General features: G+C 51.1%; 22 protein-coding genes. 11 read left to right on the top strand and 11 right to left on the bottom strand.

The features are described 5' to 3' along the window. Window positions 1–172: 172 nt before the first annotated feature. A complete protein-coding gene (locus HJG54_RS02660) occupies window positions 173–1,873 on the top strand; it encodes a DUF3352 domain-containing protein (protein ID WP_316433195.1) in 1,701 nt (566 codons plus the stop codon). A 498-nt stretch (window positions 1,874–2,371) separates the two neighbouring features. Further along, window positions 2,372–4,078: a DNA mismatch repair endonuclease MutL gene (gene mutL / locus HJG54_RS02655; RefSeq protein WP_316433193.1), complete on the top strand. Its 1,707-nt coding sequence runs from the start codon at window positions 2,372–2,374 to the stop codon at window positions 4,076–4,078. Window positions 4,079–4,095: 17 nt separating this feature from the next. On the opposite strand, the gene HJG54_RS02650 is transcribed toward mutL, so the two are convergent. After that, entirely contained in the window at window positions 4,096–4,689 is a 594-nt protein-coding gene (locus tag HJG54_RS02650; protein WP_036001498.1) for a DUF3177 family protein, read from the bottom strand. 406 nt (window positions 4,690–5,095) lie between these two features. Beyond that, window positions 5,096–5,662 (bottom strand): hypothetical protein, encoded by a 567-nt coding sequence (locus HJG54_RS02645; protein WP_316433192.1) that lies wholly within the window; start codon window positions 5,660–5,662, stop codon window positions 5,096–5,098. A gap of 300 nt (window positions 5,663–5,962) precedes the next feature. Between HJG54_RS02645 and HJG54_RS02640 the strand changes: the two genes are divergently transcribed. The 4 genes from HJG54_RS02640 (at window position 5,963) to HJG54_RS02625 (ending at window position 10,437) form a co-directional block, all read left to right on the top strand. Then, window positions 5,963–6,184, top strand: a complete 222-nt coding sequence (locus HJG54_RS02640; protein WP_316433191.1) for a hypothetical protein — start codon at window positions 5,963–5,965, stop codon at window positions 6,182–6,184. A 332-nt stretch (window positions 6,185–6,516) separates the two neighbouring features. Further along, window positions 6,517–7,416 (top strand): class II fructose-bisphosphate aldolase, encoded by a 900-nt coding sequence (locus tag HJG54_RS02635; protein WP_316433190.1) that lies wholly within the window; start codon window positions 6,517–6,519, stop codon window positions 7,414–7,416. Window positions 7,417–7,558: 142 nt separating this feature from the next. Beyond that, a complete protein-coding gene (locus HJG54_RS02630) occupies window positions 7,559–9,208 on the top strand; it encodes a GTP-binding protein (RefSeq protein WP_316433189.1) in 1,650 nt (549 codons plus the stop codon). Window positions 9,209–9,690: 482 nt separating this feature from the next. Next, window positions 9,691–10,437, top strand: a complete 747-nt coding sequence (locus HJG54_RS02625; protein ID WP_316433188.1) for a peptidoglycan-binding domain-containing protein — start codon at window positions 9,691–9,693, stop codon at window positions 10,435–10,437. Window positions 10,438–10,444: 7 nt separating this feature from the next. Here HJG54_RS02625 and HJG54_RS02620 read toward each other — a convergent pair whose 3' ends face one another. The 3 genes from HJG54_RS02620 to lepB form a co-directional block, all read right to left on the bottom strand. Next, window positions 10,445–11,554 (bottom strand): NAD(P)/FAD-dependent oxidoreductase, encoded by a 1,110-nt coding sequence (locus HJG54_RS02620; RefSeq protein WP_316433187.1) that lies wholly within the window; start codon window positions 11,552–11,554, stop codon window positions 10,445–10,447. A gap of 35 nt (window positions 11,555–11,589) precedes the next feature. Continuing rightward, window positions 11,590–12,033, bottom strand: a complete 444-nt coding sequence (psbQ, locus tag HJG54_RS02615) for a photosystem II protein PsbQ (RefSeq protein WP_316433186.1) — start codon at window positions 12,031–12,033, stop codon at window positions 11,590–11,592. Between the two features lie 159 nt (window positions 12,034–12,192). Next, a complete protein-coding gene (gene lepB / locus HJG54_RS02610) occupies window positions 12,193–12,984 on the bottom strand; it encodes a signal peptidase I (protein ID WP_316433185.1) in 792 nt (263 codons plus the stop codon). A 392-nt stretch (window positions 12,985–13,376) separates the two neighbouring features. Between lepB and HJG54_RS02605 the strand changes: the two genes are divergently transcribed. After that, the gene (locus tag HJG54_RS02605; RefSeq protein WP_316433184.1) at window positions 13,377–14,705 is read left to right on the top strand and encodes a dihydroorotase; all 1,329 of its coding nucleotides are present in this window, start codon (window positions 13,377–13,379) and stop codon (window positions 14,703–14,705) included. A 16-nt stretch (window positions 14,706–14,721) separates the two neighbouring features. On the opposite strand, the gene pgeF is transcribed toward HJG54_RS02605, so the two are convergent. After that, window positions 14,722–15,603 (bottom strand): peptidoglycan editing factor PgeF, encoded by an 882-nt coding sequence (pgeF, locus tag HJG54_RS02600; protein WP_316433182.1) that lies wholly within the window; start codon window positions 15,601–15,603, stop codon window positions 14,722–14,724. 243 nt (window positions 15,604–15,846) lie between these two features. Between pgeF and HJG54_RS02595 the strand changes: the two genes are divergently transcribed. Continuing rightward, entirely contained in the window at window positions 15,847–16,707 is an 861-nt protein-coding gene (locus HJG54_RS02595) for a biotin--[acetyl-CoA-carboxylase] ligase (RefSeq protein ID WP_316433181.1), read from the top strand. 69 nt (window positions 16,708–16,776) lie between these two features. Here the strand turns inward: HJG54_RS02595 and HJG54_RS02590 are convergent, their stop codons facing one another. After that, complete coding sequence (locus tag HJG54_RS02590) at window positions 16,777–17,043, bottom strand: hypothetical protein (protein ID WP_316433179.1); 267 nt, start codon at window positions 17,041–17,043, stop codon at window positions 16,777–16,779. A gap of 285 nt (window positions 17,044–17,328) precedes the next feature. Between HJG54_RS02590 and HJG54_RS02585 the strand changes: the two genes are divergently transcribed. Then, window positions 17,329–18,654: a M23 family metallopeptidase gene (locus HJG54_RS02585; RefSeq protein ID WP_316433176.1), complete on the top strand. Its 1,326-nt coding sequence runs from the start codon at window positions 17,329–17,331 to the stop codon at window positions 18,652–18,654. A 78-nt stretch (window positions 18,655–18,732) separates the two neighbouring features. Continuing rightward, window positions 18,733–19,023, top strand: a complete 291-nt coding sequence (locus HJG54_RS02580) for a YggT family protein (RefSeq protein WP_316433175.1) — start codon at window positions 18,733–18,735, stop codon at window positions 19,021–19,023. Window positions 19,024–19,039: 16 nt separating this feature from the next. Here HJG54_RS02580 and HJG54_RS02575 read toward each other — a convergent pair whose 3' ends face one another. The 4 genes from HJG54_RS02575 to HJG54_RS02560 all read right to left on the bottom strand — a co-directional run bounded on the left by HJG54_RS02575 (window position 19,040) and on the right by HJG54_RS02560 (window position 23,274). Beyond that, a complete protein-coding gene (locus HJG54_RS02575; RefSeq protein WP_316433174.1) occupies window positions 19,040–19,945 on the bottom strand; it encodes an Npun_R2821/Npun_R2822 family protein in 906 nt (301 codons plus the stop codon). A gap of 15 nt (window positions 19,946–19,960) precedes the next feature. Further along, window positions 19,961–20,950: an Npun_R2821/Npun_R2822 family protein gene (locus HJG54_RS02570; RefSeq protein ID WP_316433173.1), complete on the bottom strand. Its 990-nt coding sequence runs from the start codon at window positions 20,948–20,950 to the stop codon at window positions 19,961–19,963. A 131-nt stretch (window positions 20,951–21,081) separates the two neighbouring features. Further along, a complete protein-coding gene (locus HJG54_RS02565; protein ID WP_316433172.1) occupies window positions 21,082–22,080 on the bottom strand; it encodes a glycosyltransferase family 10 domain-containing protein in 999 nt (332 codons plus the stop codon). A 114-nt stretch (window positions 22,081–22,194) separates the two neighbouring features. After that, window positions 22,195–23,274, bottom strand: a complete 1,080-nt coding sequence (locus HJG54_RS02560; RefSeq protein WP_316433170.1) for a succinate dehydrogenase/fumarate reductase iron-sulfur subunit — start codon at window positions 23,272–23,274, stop codon at window positions 22,195–22,197. Window positions 23,275–23,783: 509 nt separating this feature from the next. Here HJG54_RS02560 and HJG54_RS02555 point away from each other — a divergent pair. Then, the gene (locus HJG54_RS02555; protein WP_036001465.1) at window positions 23,784–24,182 is read left to right on the top strand and encodes an AbrB family transcriptional regulator; all 399 of its coding nucleotides are present in this window, start codon (window positions 23,784–23,786) and stop codon (window positions 24,180–24,182) included. Window positions 24,183–24,399: the final 217 nt, after the last annotated feature.

The following is a 24,399-nucleotide window of genomic DNA, read 5'->3' as shown; positions in this document are numbered from 1 at the left end:
CAGTTGGTGACAAGAACCAATTACAAGTTAAAATTTGACACCTTTTGGCTTGCTGCACCCGCAGTACTACACTAAGGGGTGGTCTGTTTGGATGCTGCACCTTCTGTAGCTATGGCATCCACTCTGTAATCCGTTTGTAATTCGGAATCGCGTAATCCATCAAGGGTGACCCATGAAACCCCGCTCCTTTTTTTCGGTTTTAGCTGGCGTTGTGCTTGTGCTGCTGTTGATCGGGACGGCAGGAGCCTATTGGCTGACGGCTCGTAGTGGGGCACAAGTACCCAAACAAATCGCAACTCAACCAACCACGGCCATGTTTGTCTCGCGGCAGGCGGTAGCTATGGTAACGCTGCTGGTCAACCCCGAGCGGTTAGAGTCGTTTTGGTTAGCAGAAACCTCGCCAGCCAATCGTCGCCAACTGCAAACTGGACTGCGCCAGTGGCAGCAAAGCGTATTTGCTAGCAGCGGCTTGGATTACGACCGTGATCTCAAAACTTGGTTGGGCGATGAAGTGACATTTGCGCTGACAACACCCGATGTCAACCGGGATGCAGCGGATGGGTTGCAGCCTGGCTATCTTTTGGTTTTGGTGGCTGATGATCCAGAATTGGCCCAAGAATCGCTACAGTCCTTTTGGCAACGACGCGCTAATGCTCGTGACCTGGTATTCGAGCAGTTTGCTGGAGTTCAGTTAATTCATGCTGCCAATAAAAAGATAGCCGCTGGGCAACCCAGCTTAACTAGCGCAATTGTAGGAGGACGCTATGTTCTGTTTGCTAACTATCCCAAAGTGATGCGAGAAGCGCTAAACGACGTCCAAGTATCTGATTTAAATCTGGAGCAGAGCTTTACCTATCAGCAAGCGCTAGAAAAATTGACCGGGTCAAAACTGGGCTTGGTTTATGTTAATTTGGCTCAGTTTGGCAATTGGTTAGCTGACAGCACTATTGCAACAGCATCTAAGATAGCAGCCACCGAATCTGGTTTAGAGAAACCGCACTATGAAGCGATGGCGGCGGCGCTCAAGCCTGCAAGGCAAGGATTGTTGGCCGATACGCTGCTATTAACCACTACTCCCAACGCGCAGCCGGTCCGGGGAGCAATGACTAATGCCAGTCCCATTCTGCAATTCATTCCCACCAACAGCCGATTTGCCATCGCTAGTCGCGACCTGCCCACCACTCAAACTCAGTGGCAAAGTCAAATTGCTAGTATCTGGGCCGATGGCTCTCCAAACCGTGCCGAGCACAGTCAATTGCAGCAGCCCTGGCTGCGGTTGCAACAGCAGTGGGAACTCCAGTTTCCGGACGATGCACTGGATTGGGTGACTGGGGAATATGCCTTGGTCCAACTCCCCGCTAATGGTCGGTCTCAGTCTGATTGGGTGTTTGTGGCGCAGCAGACGGCAGAAACCAAGACAAGCATTGAACAGCTTGACCAAGTCGCCCAACAGCAGGGCATTAGTCTTGGGGCTTTATCGCTAGATAACCAACCTATTTCTGCCTGGATCAAACTTAAAACTGAAGCGGCTAAACCAGAGCTTACATCTCTGCGAGCGGAAGTAGCAGGAGTGCGCACAACAATTGGTGACTATGAGCTTTTTGCCACCTCGCTCGAAGCATTAGAACAAGCTCTCGCTGCTCAGTCAGCCACAACCTCTGATATCAAGGATGCCATCGCCCAACTGCAAACCCCGAACCAGGGCTATTTGTACTTAAACCAGGAGGCGCTAGAGCAGCTACTGCGTTCCATACGCGGATTGGAACTGCCTAAAACTCTTGTCAGTAGCTTGCGTTCTGCTGTGATCAGCAGCTATGGCACGGATGAAGCTGGCCTGCGGGGAGCGATTTGGCTGCATCTGGATGGAGCATAGTTTCAGGGTGCTGATCGGCATGGTGCAAGCTTTGCCAGCAGGCTACCAAACAGCGTTCTCCCTGCTCGCGCTGAGCATCATCCAGCCAGCAGTGGTCTAAACAGCGGTTAGCAGCAGCGCAAGAAATACGGCAAGTATCACTCAGTGATATCACGGTGTGTTTGATGGTAAATGCGATCCGATTTTTGTTTGGCAATGAAGGTGCTACGGGTTCCTGAATCATTCTATTCATTACACTTACTTAGCGCAGTTGCTGATTACTCACACCTTCAATGTAGAAATTTTGTCGCTTTTCCACTTCCACCGCTTGTTTCACCTAAGTAGGTATTTTGACATGGAAAAATCTCGCCCACTGATGCCCACCCATTCCTCCTACTGGCTTAACTCATTCAGCCACTCGGTTGGATGAGGTGTCTCGCCACTCAGTTCGGATCAAGGCTCATACCGAAGCTCATACCCAGGCTCACAAATCAGTGGCCACGCACTACACTGAAAGGCATGACAACGCAAATTCAGGCTCTGCCAGTTGAAGTCATTCATCTAATTGCGGCTGGAGAAGTGATCGACTCTCTAGCAGCTGTAGTGCGAGAACTGGCCGAAAACGCTCTCGACGCCAACGCGACGCGCATCAGCATCTCTGTTTGGACCGACTGCTGGCGTGTCCGTGTCACTGACAATGGAATCGGCATGACGTTGACCGATTTAGAACAGGCTGCCCTTCCCCACAGCACCAGCAAAATTCAAACCACCGCCGATTTGGGGCAGGTTCACAGTTTGGGATTTCGCGGGGAGGCGCTGCACAGCATTGCTCAGTTGGCTGACTTAGAAATTTGTAGTCGCTTTAATCACAGTGAGAGCGGTTATCGAGTCACTTATAATCGTCAGGGCGAGCCAGTTCAGGTCCAAACCGTGGCCTTAGCAACGGGCACCATCGTGACGGCTTCCCATCTGTTTGCCCAATGGCCCTCGCGTCGCCAAAGTTTACCAAGTCCAACCCAACAGCTTCGTAGCGTGCAGCAGGTGGTTCAGCAGTTAGCCTTGTGTCATCCCCAGGTGACGTGGCAAGTTGAGCAGAATGACCGACCCTGGTTGGCAATTTGGGGAGGAGCCTCAGCCAAGTCTATCCTGACGCAGCTTCTCAAGGAGGCTCAACCCAGCGATTTCCAGGAACTCAGCCCGTCCCCCACTTTCCCCACCTCACTTTCCGCCGCATCACTCTACCTACTCCTCGGCCTTCCCGATCGCTGTCATCGCCATCGTCCAGATTGGATTCACATTGCCGTCAATGGTCGGATCGTGCAGTTGCCCGAATTGACGCAGGTTGTGCTCAGTACTCTCCGCCGTGCCCTGCCGCGAGAGCGCTTTCCGGTGTGTTTTCTGCATCTCCAGGTGCCCCCTGCTCAAGTTGATTGGAACCGCCATCCGGCCAAAACAGAGATTTACCTGCGCTACTTAGACCAATGGCAAACTCAGATTCAGCAGGCGATCGATCAAGCCTTGCAGTCTAGCCTGAGCCAACTTCCAGAGGCTGCTCATGCTGCTCGCCTCAGCCAAGTCTTGAAAGTAGCCGAAGCGGATGGCATCTACCGCACCAGCCGTGTAATTCAACCAGAGTCGCCTGCTTCAGACGATGCCGCCGCCCGCTCACCCCAAACCCTTTTGCCTTTAAAGGCAATTGCCCAAGTTCACAACCGCTACATTTTGGCTGAGCACCCGACCGGGATGTGGCTGATCGAACAACATATCGCCCATGAGCGGGTCCTCTACGAACAGCTTTGCAACCGTTGGCAGATTGTCCCGCTGGCTTCGCCCCTGGTTTTGGGACCGCTATCAACAGCGCAGTTGGAACAGTTGCAGCGGTTGGGCATTGAAGTAGAACCATTTGGAGAGCAGCGGTGGGCGGTCCGTTCGGCTCCCGAAATGCTGGCGGAGCGGGCGGACTGTGGAGAGGCGCTCTGGGAGCTGAGCCAAGGCGGAAACCTAGAATCGGCTCTGGTGGCTACTGCTTGCCGCACGGCCATTCGCAACGGTACACCGCTGTCGTTGCTCGAAATGCAGACATTGCTGGAGCAGTGGCAGTGCACTCGCAACCCTCGCACCTGCCCGCATGGGCGTCCTATCTACCTATCGCTGGAAGAGTCTAGTTTGGCTCGTTTTTTCCGACGGCATTGGGTAATCGGTAAAAGCCACGGCATTGAAGATTGATCCAAATGAACCGAATCTTACTGCTCAACGGCAGAGCGTCCCTGTTTTCCCAACCGCACCAGCACAAAGTAGCCGAAATAGAGCACGTAGATAATCAAGGCAGTGATTCCGAGGAATCCCAAGAAGCCCGGTTGATATTTGGGATGGAATGCATCTTTGAAACCCAAGGGAGCCTCCAGCCAAACCTGACAAAAGGGGGTCGCAAAGGCAGCTTGGGAGATGGCACATTGCAGAAACGGGATACTGGCTATGGCCCCTAAAATGCTGTAAACACTGACGGCCCAACGCCAGGAAGTGAACGTCAGCTTCAAGGGAGACGACGACTGCTCATAGATCTCCTCATTCAGATCGGCCCAAAACCAGAGGCTGAGCGGAATTAGGATGCAGGCGAGGAAACCAGTCATAAAGCCAATTGGAAAATTTCCAATCAGAAGGTAGATTGTGATAGCCAGTAGGCTCGCAACGCGCCAGTAGATGATCAGCAACCGCTGCATGGCTTCGGCCCGCTTTACAAATGCCCAAATCAATAAGATTAGCGGCAGAATTACGGTAAATAGCACGGCCAGTCTGTAGTCCATCCAAACCAGCGAGCGCAGCAAGTCCTGTGACATAGAAGCCCTATAACGTTTTTTCTAATCAAAGATCCAGACTTAAGGGTAGCATCAATCATTCGCTTCGTGCCTGATAGGTAGGAGATTAGGGCAAAACTAAGCGAGCTGATTTAGGGCTGGTTGGTGGACTGATATGCAGTTTCATTATCACCACTGAATCACCACTAAATCACCACTGATTCAGCAGCAGCTGTAATTATCTACATACCGCTCATCGTTAAGTAGTTAGCCAAGTAGTTAGTCCTGTCCTGTGTTAAAGATCATATGTAAGGTTATATCTATTCGCTTCAATTCATAATGACGAGATGATTTGCCGGTTTTGTTTGGGCCATGAATCGCTTGTGAATAGATTATTCTATTCAACTTCTATGGAATCAGTGGTTGGTATAAGCTGTTGTTTCTACACCTATTCACCGGATTCAGGTTCATTTGTCTCAAGCGGCTCGGAATCATCTGGGTCGGCAGCCACTCGGTGGGGGGAAAGGCTAACAAAGATTTGCTCAATTAACTGTTTGGCTTTTTCGTCGAGTCGCAGCCAGTCTACCTCACCCATATTGTCTATTAAGCGGGTATCGACCTCCACAATCAGATCCTGATCGAGCGCATTCAAAACCGGACTATAGTTGCGGAAGCAGATTTGATAGCAGAGTTGCCAGAGATCTACCGTAATTTGCCGCTCTCCTTTCTTTAAACACAGAATATAGCTGGGTTGAGGGCTGGGTAGCCGCGCCAATTGCTCTTCGATTTCTTCCGCTTCTTCGGGTGTTGCGGTTGCAAGTTGCGCTTGGAGTTGGGCCACTCGTGCTTTTGTTTCTTCTGGTACCCCTTCCGGCCAGATGGGGGTATCTTGATAGGTACCTTGCCAGGTGCTTTGCTCGAGCTGCTTGCGAATGTTGTCAATCACGCGAATAAACACCGGCTGCATCAGCATTTCAGCTTGTTCCCAGGCGCGAATATCGGCGAATTTCGGCATGTTGGCACAGGATCTAGCATCTATCTCTAACATCGATCATAGACATTTCTGGATCAAAAATTTCGAGTTGGTCACTCAACCTGGTTTCATAAAGTGCAGGCAGCTTGCTCGCGTTTGATGATTTTGATCAATCAATTGGTTGGTTGGATCAATTGCTTGGATTGCTTGGATTGCTTGGATTGATTTAGATGATTGGAGCAATTGTGATGAATTGCTAACTTCAACCCTCTGCCGCTGCATAGTTTGACAAAACCCAGCCTAGTAATCCTTAGACCTGCTGATGCCCCAAGGATTACGACCATGCGCAAACAATGTTTTCTCCTACTACACAGCTTCTTGATCGTGGCCGCTCTCCTACCTTTTGCTCCAATCGGGTCGATTCCATCCGTCGTATCTCAACGGCCCCTGGACGCCACTATGGATGCCACTATGGACGCTACTATCGTGACTGCTGATACTGCCGATTTTCCTACCTTTGGTACTGGCATGCCTCGACATCGCAGTGGTGGCGGCACTCGTTAGTTTTTACACTTCCCATCTATAACCATCTATAAATTGAGTGTTTTCTACATCTGCTGCTCTCTTGCTTAGCGCTGACTAACACACTTTTGGCAACTGATTCCAACCCACTTCAGCGAATCGCCACAAGCTACTAAGTAATTCAACTTAATTAAAACCAAGATCAGGGTGTTGTCGCCGCCCGAAGGGCGGCGACAACACCCCCTTTGGGTTTCATGTTTAATTATGTTGTTCTACTTACTACATAACTATTGCTACAAGCCATTGCTACAAGCCATTGCCCAGGCTACGGGGTATGATTTGAACAATCTCTTCTCGTGGCTAGGAGTGCGTCTATGCTGAGTTCAACCCGCGAACTGTTAGAAACGGCTCGACGTCACATCTACGCGATTGGAGCCTTCAATATTTACAATCTGGAGGGCGTGCGGGCCGTTGTATCGGCAGCAGAGGCTGTGCAAAGTCCGGCGATGCTGCAAATCCATCCTAGTTCGTTGAAGTATGGCGGTTCTCCACTCGTGTCGCTCTGCTTAGAAGCCGCTCGATCTGCTACCGTGCCGATATCGGTTCACCTCGATCACAGTACCTCTGCTGAAGCAATTCGGTTCGCGCTAGAAGCAGGTATGAACTCGATTATGGCCGATGGTTCCCATTTGCCCTATGCCGAAAATTTAAGCTTCACTCGTGAAATGACTCAGTTAGCTCATCGTTACGGTGCCGTAGTCGAAGCGGAGATTGGCCGCATCAGTGGTACCGAGGATGGCTTATCAGTTGCTGAAAAAGAAGCCAAAATGACCGATCCAGTACAGGCAGGGGAATTTGTCCGCGCAACTCAAGTTGATGCCTTAGCAGTCACAATTGGGAATGTGCATGGAGAATACCGCAGCGAACCCAGATTGGATTTTGATCGCTTAATCCGGATCGGTGAAACTGTTGGTAAGGATATGCTGCTGGTGCTGCACGGTGCGTCTGGTCTACCTGCCGCCATGATTAGCCGCTCGATTCAGCTTGGGGTCTGCAAATTTAATGTCAATACTGAGGTGCGACAAGCCTATATGCACACCCTGCAATCGGATATCTGTAATGCTCGCAAAGCTGATTTACTGCCTTGCATGGAACAGTCAATTGCCGCCATGCAACAGGTCGTGATCGAAAAAATGCAGTTATTTGGGTCAGGCAACAAAGCGCATTTGCATCAGACTCCCTATGCCCAGATGTTGACAAACACCGTCCGGTAAGGTTTTGCATCTCCTAAAATTGAGGTAGCTCAGCATTGTAGTCAGCAGAGATAACCTGCTTGTAGGAATTTGTGCGAGCAGATTCTATGAGCGCATTTAGTTTACCGCTGCTGAAGCAAGCCGGTAATGTGGAGGATTGGAATTGACCTCATTTGATGCTTTTGATGCTGAACAGGCCGAACAGGCAAACAAACGCCGTTATGCCAATCAATCAACCAATCAACCAACCAATCAACCAGCCAGTCAACCAGAGCAGTCAACCGCCAACAATCCCTTTCCTGAATTGACTGACGAAGCGGATTTGTTTGATCCAGTTGATCTAGAGTTGATCAATTCAGATACGGCTCCCACATCGGATTTGGCCTTGATCGATCCGGATCTAACCGATATTGTTACTGAACTAGGCGAGATCCAGGCCGAACTGCACTATCGCCAAGCGCAAGATGTGCTGCATGAACTGGTGGAACGGCTCGATTTGTCGGCTCGCGAGCGCTCTGGACTGGAAGTCGAGCTGCACAGTTTAGAGAGAATGCTCGACAAGCTTGATCGCCAGGTGATTCAGATTGCTGTGTTTGGCATGGTGGGACGGGGTAAATCCTCGCTGCTGAATGCGCTGCTGGGTCAAGACATCTTCGAGACTGGTCCGATTCATGGCGTCACCCAAACGGTCCAAACCGCCGAATGGAGCGTCACCCGAGAATCTGTGGCAGGCAGTACCAACGATCTATGGCGCGTTTCGTTGCCGGGTGCAGGCCACTCCCGCATCGAGCTGATCGATACCCCTGGCATCGACGAAATTGATGGTGAATCTCGTGAAGCCTTGGCGCGACGGTTAGCAAAACAGGCCGATCTGATTCTGTTTGTTGTAGCTGGAGACATTACTAAGGTTGAGTTTGAGGCGCTCTCGGAACTGCGACAGGCCAGTAAGCCGATCTTGCTGGTGTTCAATAAAATCGACCAATATCCTCAGGCAGACCGGCAGGCTATTTACGAAAAAATTCGCGACGAGCGGGTGCGGGAACTGTTATCGCCCGATGAAATTGTGATGGCGGCGGCGTCCCCCCTGGTAGCGCAAGCCATGCGGCGTTCCGATGGGCAGCTTGTAGCACAACTGCATCGCGGCAGCGCTCAAGTCGAAGACCTGAAGCTAAAGATTCTAGAAATCTTGCATCGGGAAGGCAAGTCGCTGGTGGCCCTAAACACGATGCTGTATGCCGATGACATTCACGAACAGGTAGTGCAGCGCAAAATGGCGATTCGGGAGCATAGTGCTGAGCAAATTATCTGGAATACGGTAATGACCAAAGCGGTGGCGATTGCCCTGAATCCGGTGACAGTTCTAGACCTTTTCAGCAGTGCCGTGATCGATGGGGCCATGATTCTAACTCTATCTCGGCTCTACGGCATTTCCATGACTCAGCAGGATGCCATTCAGCTGTTGCGGAAAATCTTGATCAGCATGGGGGGGGTGACGGCAACCGAGCTGCTTGGCATTCTGGGGTTGGGTTCGTTGAAAGGCTTTTTGGGATTATCGGCTCCGGCTACTGGTGGTGTTTCGCTGCTGCCCTATATGACGATTGCCCTGACTCAAGCGGGAATTGGTGGCTTGGCTTCCTACAGCATTGGCCAGGTCAGCAAAACCTATCTAGCGAATGGCGCTACCTGGGGACCCAACGGCCCCAAAGCAGTGGTGGATCAGATTCTCGCCTCACTCGATGAAACTTCAATTCTCAACCGAATTAAAGATGAGCTGAAAGCCAAGTTGGAGTCCCAGCACTGGAGTTCCCGCTAAAAGCGATTATTCTCTGATTAAAAGATAAAATAAGACACTAGATGCAGAAAACCACCTGCTCTAGGCAAAAAAATATCCCTTCCGTAAAAAAATTATATAACGCTAATTATGGCGTCATTCACCGGATAAAATTGGGACGGTACCGCTAGATTTAGCAGAGACCCGCAACGGATAATCGCCTCGAACCGTTTTAGCATCTAGCGTCAGACAAATTTTCGAGAGAGAATAAATATTAGTAAAAGATAATTCAGGAGAAAGCCTAGGAGATTTGCTGCTTGACCTGAGAAGGATTGTGCCGTTCGGGTCTGAGAAGCAACTGCTGTTATGGAACAACAAACGCGTAGCCTGCCGGGGCTAATGCAAATTGATTCCCAAGACAGCCGCAATCTCATAGCTTAGAGTGGCTAGGCCCGATTGCCGGATCGAGCCATTGCCGCGCACCTGAGTTTGTACAGACAATCACAAAGTTGAGCGAGGAAACCATGAAATCGCTATCAAATTACTTTGCCTTTGCTGACCAAAGCTCAGGCATACCTCCTAAGCTGAAGCCATTTAAGGTGCTGACTCAAAAATTGTCAAGCTCTGCGTGGAAAGGATTGTTAAGCTTGGCGGTGATTGGAGGCGTGCTGAGTATGACTGCCGAAGCCTATGCAACTTCGCTGAGCTTGGGCGCTAAAGGACCTGATGTAGCGGACGTGCAAGCGGCGCTGGGTATTCCGGCAGATGGCATTTTTGGCTGTCAAACCCGAGATGCAGTAATGCACTTCCAAAGACGCAATGGTCTGTTAGTAGATGGGGTGGTAGGTCCAGAGACATGGACGGCTCTGTTTGGAGGTGTGCCGATTGCGTCCAGCCCTTCCTACACGCCAGTTGTTGATTCTGGGATACCTGTCAGCTCAGTGCCAAATAATATTCTGGTTCCTGGCATCAAGCCGCCATCTCCTGTATTGCCACCTGCGGTCATTGGCCCCTATGTGGTAATTGTGCCAGGCGGATCTGGTAATCTAGCGGCAGTGCAGCAAATTGTGCCGAATGCAGTTTTAGATGGTGCTCTGGCAGGTACCTTCATCAATGCGGGTGGCTATCCAAATTACGCCAGCGCTCGTGAAGTGGCCGGACGCTTGCAAGGATTTGGCTTTGATGCCCGTGTAGATTACTTTGAGCGCTACCGAGGTTCAACCGAGCCTCCTGATTCAGATATCTTGAACTGTGCCTCGGGGGGTTGCTAGAAGCGGGTTAGCGAGATTCGGAGTCTGTAAAGTCATGCGTCTCCAAAGCTGAACGCACCAGCTGAGCTGTGGCAGGGGCGAGCAAGACGCCGTTGCGGTAATGACCAGTGGCTAGGAAAACATTGGCATAACCTGCCAAAGGTTCCACAATGGGTGCAGCCCGGTTTTGGGGACGGGGACGCAGTCCGGTCCAAGTTTTTAGAATTGTCGCATCAGCCAAGGCCGGACAAAGGTCAATTGCCCCTTGCCAAACGGCTGTGAGTTGCTCTGAATCGGCAACAATTGGCGCTTGGTCAACTGGAAATTCTACTGTTGCTCCTACCCAGTACTCGTGATCAGCAACTGGCACAATGTGGATATCATTGCCGGTAATCACAGGCTGAAAGGTCTGGTCTCCCAAGGGCTGGGGGAGACGAACCCGCATGGCTTGGCCCAGAACTGCGTGAGTCGGCACCGTCTGGCCCAAACAGGCAGTCAGAGGCGTTGACCCTAGCCCTGCGGCAATCACAAGCCAATCGGCAGATACCGATCCAACGGAGGTGACAACCTGCTCGCAGTAGTGCGGCTGGCTGGCGACCAACGTTTGCACATCTGCATCAAAGTGAAAGCTAACGCCCCGCTGCTGGGCCGCATTGACCAAAGCTAGCGTGAGAGCAGTTGGGTCTACCTGATAATCTTGCGGCGAATAGATGGCGGCTGTAATGGCAGAGCTGTCGATCTGAGGGCAGTGAGCCTGGACCTGCGCAGGCGACCAGAGTTCAAGTTGCCAACCTTGCTGCTGCCGTAAAGTAGCTAATTCTTGCCAGCGTTCCAGATCCTCATTGGCAAAGCACAGCTTCAAAATGCCCTGGCGATTCCAGGTCAGCTGTTGACCATCAGCCTCTAGTTCGGGTAGCAGCGTGCGGTAGCGCCGAATGCTAGCCTGCCGCATAGCCCAAGCTCGGCCCTTGGTTTTCTGGCTAATGATGCCCATCAACACACCCAAAGCCGCTCCAGTTGCGGCTTGGGCAGGGGGTTGCCGATCGAGCACCGTTACCTGTAAAGCAGAGATTTGGCTCAGCTCATAGGCAATCATTGCTCCTACAACCCCACAGCCAATTACAACAACATGCTTCATTCAGCTTGGTTGTTTCAGAACGTTAGCGTCATTCTTCAGCTGGGCAGAAACTGGAAGAAGCTCTCAAAATCTTGCAGAGCTTGATTGTAGTTGCGCAACGCCTTGACGCTATCTCGCTCTTGAGCTGCTTCGTCGATAGCATTGAGATGCTCAAATACCTCTTTGGCTGCCGCCAGCGCATCCTTTTGAACCTTGGGCGTGAGGGAACGGGCCAGACGGCTCATTCTAATCCGCAATTCTCCTAGCGGACCGTGAATAAAGGATTCTACGTCGTTCCACTGCTGCTGCTGCACCAGCGGAGGAATTTCCAGCATCCGGTCGCGCAGGGTTTGGACCTCTTCGCTGTAGCGCTGGATTTGCTCTAGCTGAGCATCAGTATACAGGGGGCCTTTTGCCGTTGGTGTGGCATTCCCGCAGCTCATCAGGAGGGTGGTAACGATAACTAAAACGAAAGCCAAGATCGATCGAAAACGTGCCATGTCTAAATCGTCTAAATTGTTTAACTTGCTCACCAAATTATGCAGAGCATCTGCTCTACCTTGACCTTATCAGTAACCTGTCCCTGGTTAAAGAGGCGAAAGGAGACTGGGGGGTCTCAAGCCCGATAGCATCCCCGAGTCGTGATCTGCGTTAGGCAGTTAGGGCTGGGCAGGTGGCGCTCCTGGGATTGGCTGACCCGGCGACTCTAGCGGCTGGGGTTCTAGAGGAGTGGGCTGGACGAGTGAAGCAGGAGGTTGGGGTGGTCCTAAGACCGGCTGTTGTTCGCTGATGCCTCCCATGCGGCTAGGCGGCCAGAAGCGAAATGCAGCCCGCCCAATAATATTTTCGCTAGGGACTGGTCCCCAAAAGTGTCCATCGCAGCTATTGTTGCGGTTGTCGCCCAATACTAGAAACGAATCTGGCGGTACGATACTGGGGGGGAGCTGATACTCCGGCTTGGCGGCAATGTAGCTCTCTTGCAGCGGCCGATCGTTGATGAAAACTGTACCCTCTCGCACCTCTACTTTTTCACCTGGCAATGCCACGACCCGCTTGATAAATGCATCTTTGATTCTGACGTTTGGGTCCTGGATGCCTAGGCAGTAGCGTCCGGCAGCATCCGGCGGCATAAACACGATAATGTCACCCCGCTCTGGGCTATGAAAGCGGTAGCTCAGTTTTTCCACAATCAGACGGTCATTAATTTGCAGCGTTGGCACCATCGATTCGGATGGGATGTAGCGAGCTTCGGCCACAAATTGGCGGATTCCCAGCGCTAGCACTAGACTCAGGCCGATGGTTTTGGCAACCTCCTTCCAACCTCCCTCTGAATCTTTCTGGGGAGGCCGCCCGGTACTCTTACCAGGACTCTTAGAGGATGACCCGGTAGGGGTTGGTTGTTTGGAATGCTCTGTTTCCGAAGAAAAATCTGGATTTGGATTCGTTGGCATGGGTTCGGACAAATGCCCCTTGATTTGGGCGGACAAAGATTTGGGTTAGACAAAAGTAAACAGTAGTCTAAAGTAAAAGCATCGCGCTGATGGATCGCTAATGTATCAAAGAATGCAACATCAAACCGTTCATGCAACCTCTGCTGTCATAGACTTGCTGTCGTAGACTTATAGACTTGTAGACTTATAGACTTAATGAATTCTAACTGGAGATCCGCTAACTGCAACCATTGCATGAGACGCATGATGATTTGGCTGAGTTGGTGTTGAATTGGTCTTGGCTACGCTTCTGGCTGAAGCCACACCGTTCGAGATGTGCGACCAGCGGTGCTACCAACCGCTCCAACCCGATGGGCTAAACCCAATGTAACGCTTTGTACCTTAAACCCACTATGACTGCTTCTCCTTCCTCGCTGCTGATTCGTCGCGCCAGAATTTTGCTACCCGATGGTACCTTCCTACTGGGCGATGTCCAGACCCGCGACCACACGATCCTACAAGTCGCACCAGAGATTGCCGATCCCGCCCCAGACGTCAGAGAAATTGACGCAACAGGCTTGACTTTGTTGCCCGGAATGATCGATCCGCAGGTGCATTTCCGCGAACCAGGATTGGAACACAAAGAGGACCTGTTCACCGCGAGCTGTGCCTGTGCCAGGGGCGGAATCACCTCCTTCTTGGAAATGCCCAATACACGCCCTTTAACGACCAATCAGGCGGCTCTAGACGACAAACTACGCCGCGCTGCTGCAAAATCCCTGGTCAACTATGGTTTTTTTATTGGGGCCACCGGAGACAATCTGACTGAACTGCTGCAAGCCAGACCAGTTTGCGGCATCAAGATTTTTATGGGATCAATGCACGGCCCACTCTTGATCGATCGGGAACCGGTATTGGAAGAAATTTTTGCTCACGGCAATCGATTAATTGCGGTCCACGCGGAAGACCAGGATCGGATTTTGCAGCGCCGTCAGCAGTTTGCTGGCATTACCGATCCGGCCATTCATTCCCAAATCCAGGATAATCAGGCTGCTTTGCAGGCTACCCAACTGGCGCTCAAACTCTCGAAAAAATACCAGCGCCGCTTGCACATTCTGCACATGTCTACCGCTGAAGAAGCCGACTTACTCCGGCAAGACAAACCCGCCTGGGTCACTGCCGAAGTGACACCCCAGCACTTGCTGCTCAATACCAGCGCTTACGAAACGATTGGTACCCTAGCCCAAATGAATCCACCGCTGCGTTCGCCCCACGACAATGAAGTCCTCTGGCAGGCGCTACTCGATGGAGTGATCGACTTCATTGCCACCGATCACGCTCCCCACACGCTGGAAGAAAAGGCCCAAGGCTACCCCAATACTCCTTCTGGAATGCCAGGAGTAGAAACCTCAATGGCGTTGATGCTCACCCAAGCCATGCAGGGCCGCTGCACCGTTCCTCAAGTTGCCCACTGGATGTCTACTGCCGTAGCTGAAGCCTATGGCATTCCCAATAAAGGCCGAATTGCCCCCGGATATGACGCCGATCTAGTGTTGGTCGATCTGAATACTTACCGTCCGGTGCGTCGCGAAGAATTACAGACCAAATGCGGCTGGAGTCCCTTTGAAGGATGGGATCTGACCGGCTGGGCTGTGGTGACAATTGTGGGCGGCCAGGTGGTCTACGAATACGGCAAACTTCATACTGATGTGCGCGGACGAGCCTTAATGTTCAAGGAGTAATGGATACAGTCGTCGTTCATACGTCATCCGAACCGCCGCTGACAATACCAGACCACTGCACTTTCTTCTGGGGCTGACGCCGATAGGAGAAAAACAGCTCTGGGTTCTGATAGGTGCAGTAAGGCGCAATGGCCACCTGATTGGGTTCAATGCCGAGTTGCTCAAGCTGCATGGCGTTGACTCGACGGACATCAAGTCGTGCTCGTCCTGGTTGGGGATCGTCGAGTATGGGGGAGTTGGGTAATTGCCGCAGTTGGGCCAGAATCTCGTCAGTATCTGCAAGTGCTGCCTGTGGGTTCACCGGATCTGGCTGTCCGGTATCTGGCAGTATGGTTGCGCCCACTTGAGCGGCAACGGTTGTGGAAACCTGATATACCTCTCCAGCAATAGCTGGCCCCATTGCGATCCGCAAATCCTGAATTTGGCTACCCTGAGCTTGCAGTTGCTCAATCGCCTTGGGCACGATCGCGGCAGCTGTACCACGCCATCCCGCATGAACGGCGGCAACCTGACCGGTGGCAATGTCACCAATCAGAACAGGTGTGCAGTCGGCGGTACAAACCCAAATCGCCTGATTCGTATCGGTGGTAAACAGTCCGTCTGCTTCTGATAACACGGGATCAGCAGATGCAGTGGAGTTTTGAGTTGGGCTTTCAGGAGCCTTTTCCCGTGGACTAGATAGACGGCTCATGGGTTCCAAAGCCGAAGCGTTGAGCACCCGGTCGCCATGCACCTGTTTAACGCGATAGACCTGAGCCGTTGGCCGAAGCATGTCCACTAACGCCTCTGGCGGACGAGACCAGAACTGCTGGGTCAAAAAGCCATGTGCCCAATCTTTGAGCAAACTACAGGTTAAGTAGGAAGCGCCTTGCCAGGTATGCCAGTGCCAGGTGTGCATAATTCTAAGGTTTAATCAAATTGCATGCTGCCTTCCAAAGCTTACCGCTATCTCGGTTCACAATTAGACACAATTCAACCCAGCTACTCACTTAGCGGAGTTCACGCGGACGGCCTTGTATGCTGAGTAATTTAGCTTTGCTTTTAGCTCTGCTTTTAGCTTCGCTTGAAGCAGTCGCTTCGCATTGATGACTGCTAGGCAGGTTCACAAACCTCCGCGACCGAACCCGACGTAAATCCAGCCATGACATTTGATCGCTCCCGCTTCGAAACCTCCCTAGCCACTCTGGGTGTTGCCATCTGCCCTGACGCAACGCTTTTAGCGGTGGTTCCGGCTCACCTGCATCTGGTGGAAACAGCTCCTTCTACTAATCAGGTCGCTTGGGAACGGTTGCAGCAGGAGGACGAACAGCCTGATGTGCCTGATGTGCCTGATGTGCCTGATGTGCCTGATGTGATTGTAATTGCCCTTCAGCAAACGGCAGGGCGGGGCCAGCGAGGCCACCAATGGAGTTCCCCTCCCGGTGGACTGTACCTATCGCTTGGATTCACTCCCAATCTTCCGGTGGATTGCGGGCCACATTTAACCCTGTGTAGCGCTTGGGGAATTGCCGCTGCCCTTCGACAACAGGGCATTCCAGTGGGGATCAAATGGCTGAATGATCTGGTTTTTGAGGGGCGTAAACTAGGCGGCATTCTAACGGAAACGCGAATCAGCCAACAGCGCCTCCGCCAAGCAGTCATTGGAGTCGGGATCAACTGGCAAAACCCAGTACCGCCCAGCGGAATTAATCTACAGTCAATTCTGGCCAGATCAGATTCACCAATGCAATCGCCAGTTCAGTCTTTAGAAGAGCTGGCTGCCGTCACAATTGCGGGTTTGCTCCGGGGCTATAGCACCTACTGCCAACAGGGAATTGATGCCCTCATGGTGAATTACCAGAGCCTATTGATTAATTTGGGCCAAGCCGTCACGATCGATGGAAGGCGCGGAATCGTAATTGGGGTTTCCCCACATGGAGCATTACAGGTTGAACTGACGTCTGCTGGACCATCGACCCAGATCTGGGTGAAACCAGGTGAATTGAGTCTCGGCTATGGCTAGTTAGTTGATCAAATCAATAGTTAATCAACTATATTTGAATTCCAAAAATCCCAGAGATTTTCGGAGGTGTCAGTCACGCTTTTGCTCGTCATGATTCAATAATTGCAGTGGCTGTACGGCTTTCAGGAAGGCGCGTAGGTCTGAATCGCGGTTGGCCTTCTCTGGTAACTGGTGGTTATTTGCAGTTTGAGCCGTGGTGATTTGAGCCGTGGTGGTTTGAGCCGTAAAAGGAAACGGCAAATGCTTGGCTGAACGGCTGTTTTCCTGCTGTTGCCAAACAATTACCCCAGCAGTAAGCAGTAGAGACAGTCCGAGTCGGTGCAGGCGACGACGCATAAGTTCCGGACACTGATCGATCGCTAGACATAGCTTGTAATTCCCAGTCTGGTGGCCCAATTTCCGATGTCGATCAGATTCTAATCAAATCTTTATTAACCGACTGGAGGAATCTTTACATGTTGAATTGCTGGATAAAGATTAGGGTATTTGCTTGGAACAAGGCCAAACTGCTTCCCGTCGGGATGTGATATTTTTAATTGGCATTGACACGACACTAGGGGTTGAGTGTAACAAGCCCCATTTAAGCGATTAAAGCAGCCCGTCGTCTGTAAGGATTGAGGAATGACTCACGCGAATTCAGCCAAAGCCTATCGTCACCCCCATCTGAGTCTCCTCTGGTTGGGAGGACTCTGTTGGCTCAGCATGGGAACCGCAGCTCCAGTTCTGGCGCAAGCCGCTTCTGATATGGCTGTACCCAGTGCTCAAGAATTGCTGCTGTCCGATCCACCCGCGGCAGAGGCTCTCCCACCTGTAGAAGCGCCTATAGAAGCGCCTGTAGAATCATTCACAGCTCCGCCTGAACCCGTGCCTGAACCTGCGCCGATTGAGCCTGCTCCCTCTAGATCTGTAGATCTGGAGCTGTCTAGTCCGGCTGGCGAGCTACCATCCGATGCATCAACCCAACCGGCTGATGCGTCTTCACCATTGATCAGCCCCAACCTGAGCGAACAAGCGGAATCCGCCTTTGGTCAGTCCGGCACAGGTGGTCTGATTGATCCGACGCCCTATTCATTAGGAGCTACCGATAATCCAAGCGTGGTGCTGTCTGAGCGGTCCACAGGCTGTGAGGCAGTCGTTCAACCCGGCGGCGGGGTGCCGAATAGCGTTTGTTCCTATAGCCTAGGAGAAGCAACTTCCCAGAACGGTTTCCAGGCCAATCCAGGCAATTTTGGCGACATGAGCCTGAGTGTGGTCTATGGTGGGCGAACTACTCCGTCTGGACGCGATTACTACAATTTAACGATTCGTCCTCCCGCGCGCTTGAGCAACGCCAACCTCAGCTTTCTGTTCCCGCTCTCCATTCCGGCTGCCATTACTTCAGCATTTGGCTGGCGCATTCACCCCGTCATGGGAGAAAGTCGATTCCACTCTGGTACAGACTTAGGAGCGCCCTACGGAACTCCTGTCTTGGCAGCGTTTAACGGCAAAGTGGCCGTGGCTGATTTCATGGGAGGATACGGGCTGGCCGTAGTGCTACAACACCAGAACGGTGCCGAAGAAACCCTTTATGCCCACCTATCGGAAATTTTTGTCAAGCCAGGTGAAACCGTGAAGCAGGGCGAAGTAATCGGACGGGTTGGCAGCACCGGTTTGTCTACTGGTCCTCACCTGCACTTTGAGTTCCGCAAGAAAACACCCAACGGCTGGATTGTCATGGATGCGGGCGGTGCTCTAGAAAATGCTTTGTCACAGTTTGTCAGCGCCCTGAAGCTGGGCTTAGCCTATCCACCCCAACTGGCTACCATTCGCTCCGCTAGCTTTACCAAAGCGCTAGAAATGGCTCAAACCAAATCCGAAGCTACAGCCGAATCCGAGGCAGACATTCAACCAGGCACCCAGTCCGAAGCCAAAGCTGAAACAAAACTTCAAGCACAGACCCAGGATTGATAAGATCAAAGTGGTTGCGGGAACGGGTGTATCTTGATAGGCCGTTTTCGCACCTATGCTAGAGTTTTTGGATCGTTTATGACTGCAACTTCAATCGCCTCGTTGATTCTAGGTCCCCTGCTGGGGGTGCTGATTTTTCTGTTTATTTTCCGCATCGTCCTGACTTGGTACCCCCAAGCTGACGGAACCCGATTTCCGTTTAATTTAGTAGTGGTGCCCACAGAGCCATTTCTGATTCCCTTGCGAAAGCTGGTGCCCCCCATCGGTGGAGTAGATATCACCCCGATCGTCTGGGTGGGCATCTTCAGCTTTTTACGCGAAATTCTGCTGGGGCAACAGGGATTGTTGACGATGCTAAATCGAGTCTAAGAAATAAAGAAGAAAGCTATTTTTTTGCGGTCAGTTTTGCTAGCGCTCGTTGCCATAGCGGTTTGCTAGGGCTGAGCGGTGCGATAAATTCCGGTTTAGCTTGATTGCGGTAGCGGTAGTACTCCCATAGAGAGCGGTAGGGGCTGCCGGGGCGCATGGCAATTCCAGCCCAGTGCAGGTACCAAAGCGGCTGTTCCCGGTCGTAGAGCCTGTCGTTTTTCTCCTGGAAATGAGCGGAGCCAGCCCAACTGCCAGGGGCGTTTTCCATCGTTCGCACCAGATTGAGCCGTTTGGGCATCGCTTTCAGCACCAGGTAATTGAGGATTGGCTGGTCGGTTGTTTGCTGAGAAAAGTCGAAATATTCGCGGTGTGCTGCGCACTCGCGCAGCAGTTCGTACATTTGCGCTTCTGAGATCACACCTGTTTTTGATCCCCAAAAGCCGCTGTTGAACACATCCTGGAGCTGGGCCTCACTGAAGATGCCCTGTTCCCGTACCAATTCTGAGAAGACATTTTTCAAGCCTTCTCCAGCATGATGATAATCGCAGCAGAGGAAGTCATATTCCGACAGGTAATCCAGAACCTCCGCAATTTTCTGGAAGACCAGAATATCCGTATCGATATAAAGGAATTCCTCTAGCGGGCCAAACCAGGCGATTAGCTTCCGCATTTTATTGGGCAACCGCAGAAAATCGCGATCGAAGATCTGGCCAATCGTTTGGGTGAATTGCTCTAGAAATTCCAGATCAGGAAAGACCTGCACCTGATACAGCTCAGCTAAGCTAGCTGCTACCTGCTGATATTGATCGTCAAATGGGATTAGGTAGACCGGAACTTGGTCATCGTAGGCTCGAATGCTACTAAGTAAGGCAATTGCATTCTCACTGACTCGGTCATTTGCAACAATATAAATTCCACGCATGAGTTTCTCCTAAAGTTAGCGACCTAGCCCGACTTTCTTGATCACCCGCTGCATTAAGCTGGGCCGTGCATTGTAGGGTTTGGGCAGGGTAGAGAAGGATGGACGGGGTTCCTTGAGATAGCGGTAGTGCAAAAAAAGATCGCGATACGGAAAATCAATGTTTTCACCAGCACAGAGGCGAGCAAACCACTGGCTTGAAATACCGATGTAATGTAGATAGGTGAGCCGTTTGCCGCGGTCATAGAGCCGGTGATCTCGCTCGATAAAGTGGGGCGAAGTTACTGAGTTCCCCGTTCGTTGCGATGCAGGCAGGCTCAAGGCGAGGTTGAGCGACGAGATTGCCGATTTCATCACCATGTAGTTGAGAATGGTTTGATCGGGAGCCATGGGATAAAGAATTTCCGCATCGCCATTTCGTAAAGCTTGCAACAACTGCTCTCTAGCCGCTTGGTCAAACAAATAGCGCTTCGAGGCATAAAATCCCGAGCAAAAGATTTCAGTTTGCACCCGCTCCAGGCCAAATATCTGGTCCAGCTTGGCTGTACCCATTTCATATACATGAGTCGGGTCTTTGTACTGAAAGTCATACACGACCCAATCATGCCGGCCTAGGGCAGCAAAAATAGAATCTACCGAGTCGAGCAGCAGCGTATCGGCATCCATGTAAAGGAAGCGCTCAAATGGGCCATCAAAAGCACAAAAACGCCGATGGGTACCTACACGATGATAGTAAGCGGGATCGCTATTGCCCCAGCGCTGCCGCGCCGTTGGATGTAAATCCCAAATTTGACGCACAAACTGATCCCAGCGTTCGATGGAGGCGCGATCCTGATAGAGCTGAACCTGGGGCCGTGCTCGGATAGCCTCGGCAATTTTTTCAACCCGGTCATCGTAGGGATAAATGCAAACCGGCATTGTGTGACCATAGATAGCTTCAATGCTGTTGAGCAAGGCAATCAGTTGGTCGTAGACGAGATCGTTCGCGAGGGTGCAGATTCCGTTCATGGAGAGGGTGGGTGAGGAAGATGGGGAAGATGGGGGAGGTAGGGGAGATGGGGGAGGTAGGGGAGATGAAATACTGCTGTGCAGACGCAAGCGACAAAATTTCTCCTGCGGAGACGCTATGCGACCAAACCTTAAAACTTCTCTACAAATTCTGAGAGCCAGTTGAGCAGGTTGAGTTTGTGCAGAATGATTTGGCGAGCTTCGGCGATAGCGTCTTTAGCGGCGTACCATGCTTCTGGAGTAGAGGTAACTTCTTGGATGTAGGCCACTCCTTTTTCATCGAGACTGGGTAACCGCAGAAAGCTGTCTGGAGGCAAGAGGTGATCGGCTGCGGGACCACCGTAGTAGATGGGAAGGCACCAGCAAAGTAGGGCATCCCACAGCTTTTCACTGACGTACCAGTGATTGTCAGCATAGTTTTCAATCGCCAGGTTGTAGTAGTAGGGAGCCATGCCGTACCATTTGTTTTGCAGCTCCCCAATGGTTTGCACTGTGGCTGGTAGATTGCGACCGAACACATCAATCTGAACGCCTGGAGTTTGCTGGAGCTGATGCAGAAAGTCCAACCGCTTCCGGTGGTTCTCAGTCCGATTAATCCCAGAGGTAATCCAACTGCAAGCGCGAAGTTTATCGGGTACACGGCCCTTGTCTAATTCCTCAAACGTGTTGGAGACATACCAAATGGCGGGCATATAGTCTGGTGTGGGGGCAGAGTCATCAGGCCCAGAAACATAGCCGCAATAATCCTGTGCAGCGAGGTAGTTCGCCTGATTTTTTTGCAGAATTTCTGGCAGGGGTGGTTCGCGCAGCAAATAGATCGCCCGTTCTTTTGCTATTCCTCGTAGATCAGGAGCTGACGACTCCAAAGCGGCAGCTGGTTGCGGCTGATTAGACGTTTGAAACGGATTCAGAATACCGAGAGGGTTGCTCAACAGGCGGTTGCACCGGGAGGTTGCTGCAGATTGAAAGAAATTGTACTGATACAGCAACAAAAAATCTGGGTTTGGTGCATTTCTGAGAATTTGGATATCTTTCCAAACACCAAAAGGCTGCGGCGTTTGCTTCCACAGCCAATCTCCTTGAGATAATCCCTCATAGGAGGTAATCATGCCAACCACTTTTTTGCTCATGCCTGTTGCTTCACCGAGAACCAAGGGTCATGTGTAGAGTTCCCGGAATGGCAAACAGGGCAACAGACGCGAGCCGAGGGCAGAGGATGCTAGAGTTGGTCCTAACTTCTGTCGCTAGCTTTTGTCGCTAGCTTCTACAGTAGATTGATGGAATTGAGATTGCTGGGATTGCTGCTCCAAACTCTGGACTGCTTCGATCAACGAGCGGACTTCAGCCGTGCCTTCTGAGGGTTCAAAGCTCATGGGGAACTTACCACGAGCCAGCATCCGGAAGCCTAAAGGTGCGAGACTAAATAGTCCTTTTAGGTCACGGAAGGAGTTGCCGACCACCTTGACCCCAAATCGCCGCTCATCGATCCAGCCACCTTGCTTAACCAACTCAATCAACACTCGCCGGTGACGAATCGGACGGCTCACCGGTTGGGCTTGACTGCTTTCGGTGGGAAGGCGGTCTAAAATTTCCTGCTTGATTTTGCTGATCTGCTCCATTGGTGCCACACCCATTGGACAGACCGTGTTGCAGTAGTAGCAGCGAGTACAGCCCCAGACACCTTTTGTACCTTCGTTGTACCGTTCTAGCCGCTGCTCAGTCTGGCTGTCTCTAGAATCAGCGATAGTGCGATAGGCTTTGGCCAGGGCATGGGGACCGACAAATTCTGAATTGACTTCCCGCCCGTTGCACTCGGAATAACATGCACCACAGAGGATGCAGTTGCCGACCTGGTTCAGCCGCTCCCGCTCTGCCGGGGACTGCAAAAATTCCCGTTCCGGCACCTGGCGCGCTGCTGTACTGACAAAGGGATCGACCGCTTGCAGGGTGTCCCAGAAGCTTTTCATATCGACAACCAGATCTTTAACCACCGGCATATTGCCCATTGGGGCGACAGTGATAGTAGGTACATCAGCGGTGCCGTTTTGCATAGGAGAATGGGCTGCAATTTCTTGGAGCCGGGCCAATTCGCTGCCAACGTTTTCTTTGCATGCTAGGGCAGACCGACCGTTGATCCGCATGGCGCAGCTTCCACATATCGTGTTGCGGCAATTTTTGCGAAAGGCGAGCGTTCCATCCTGCTCCCACTTGATGCGATTGAGGCAGTCCAGAATGGTGTTTCCCGGCTCTACGTCCAACTGATAGGTTTGAATTCGAGGTGCCGCATCAGCATCTTGCCGGATCACCTGAAAAAGAACGTGCATAAATTGAAACGAATGAATTAATGAGTCCTAGTTTCCAGTTTAGTCCTAATCTTTCTAGCTAGGCGGAGTTGCCGGATTGGTTTAATCTGATTGTTTACTTTGATGTTTACTTTAGTTGGATCACGTGCTAGCAACTGCTCTACTAAATCTAACTGAATTCAACTGAGAGCATGTTTAATGGTCTTGCCTGGGCTGCATTCATCTCCTTTTCCAGCATGTCTGTAGAGGATGGATTAGCAGATCAGCAGCTTAGGACACAACCAACACTTTCAATAATTAAATAAGTGGCTTAATTGGTCAAATATCAAAAAAATTGATCTTAAAAGAAGACTTGTAAAATTTTTAGAAATCTTTGAATTTGATCAAGTATTTGACCAAGCTTCATCTGTTTTACTGCTGAATTGCTCAAGTCTTTACTGAATCACAGAGATTTAAAGCTATTATTTTATATAAAACTAAGAGACAATCTCTGCCTAGCAATTTGGAATTTTACGGACAATCGGGAAGCGATGACTGAAACTGCAACAGCTCCATTGACGGGCAAAGCCCTACTACAAAAAGTGAAGGAGCTTTCGCACTTACCGCGACGAGAAAAAGCAAAACGGTGTGGGTATTACACAGTTGGGAAGAATAACCAAACTCGTGTTAATTTGGCAGATTTCTTTGAAGCTCTGTTAGAAGCCAAAGGTACTACACTCGATGCAGAAGGTACCAAGGACGGTCGTGGCCGGGAACCGACTTATCGCGTCAGTGTCCATAAAAACGGACAGATTGTTATTGGCTCAACCTATACGGAAAAGATGGGATTGAAGCCTGGAGATGAGTTTGAAATTAAATTAGGCTACAAGCACATTCATTTAATTCAGATTAGTAGTAGCGAAGATGACGTAGACGATACGGAAGCATAGCTTGCTGGATAGTTGTCCTGATTTTCAGGCATAGAGGTCAGTAACGTTGCCAACGCATTAATTGTTAAAAATTAATGGAGTGCTCGGTTTTTCACTCAAGTTTCTGATAAGCGGTCTGCGCCTTAAATAAACTTGAATTGAGGTGGTTTAGCCTGTTATTTGGCTGAGCTTCTATCCGGTTTGTCAATCTTCTTCAGGTGTCTTTAATTATTTGTAA

The organism is Leptolyngbya sp. NK1-12, from assembly GCF_032598965.1.
GTDB lineage: Bacteria > Cyanobacteriota > Cyanobacteriia > Elainellales > Elainellaceae > Elainella.
This window is presented reverse-complemented; position numbering and strand designations above follow the sequence as displayed.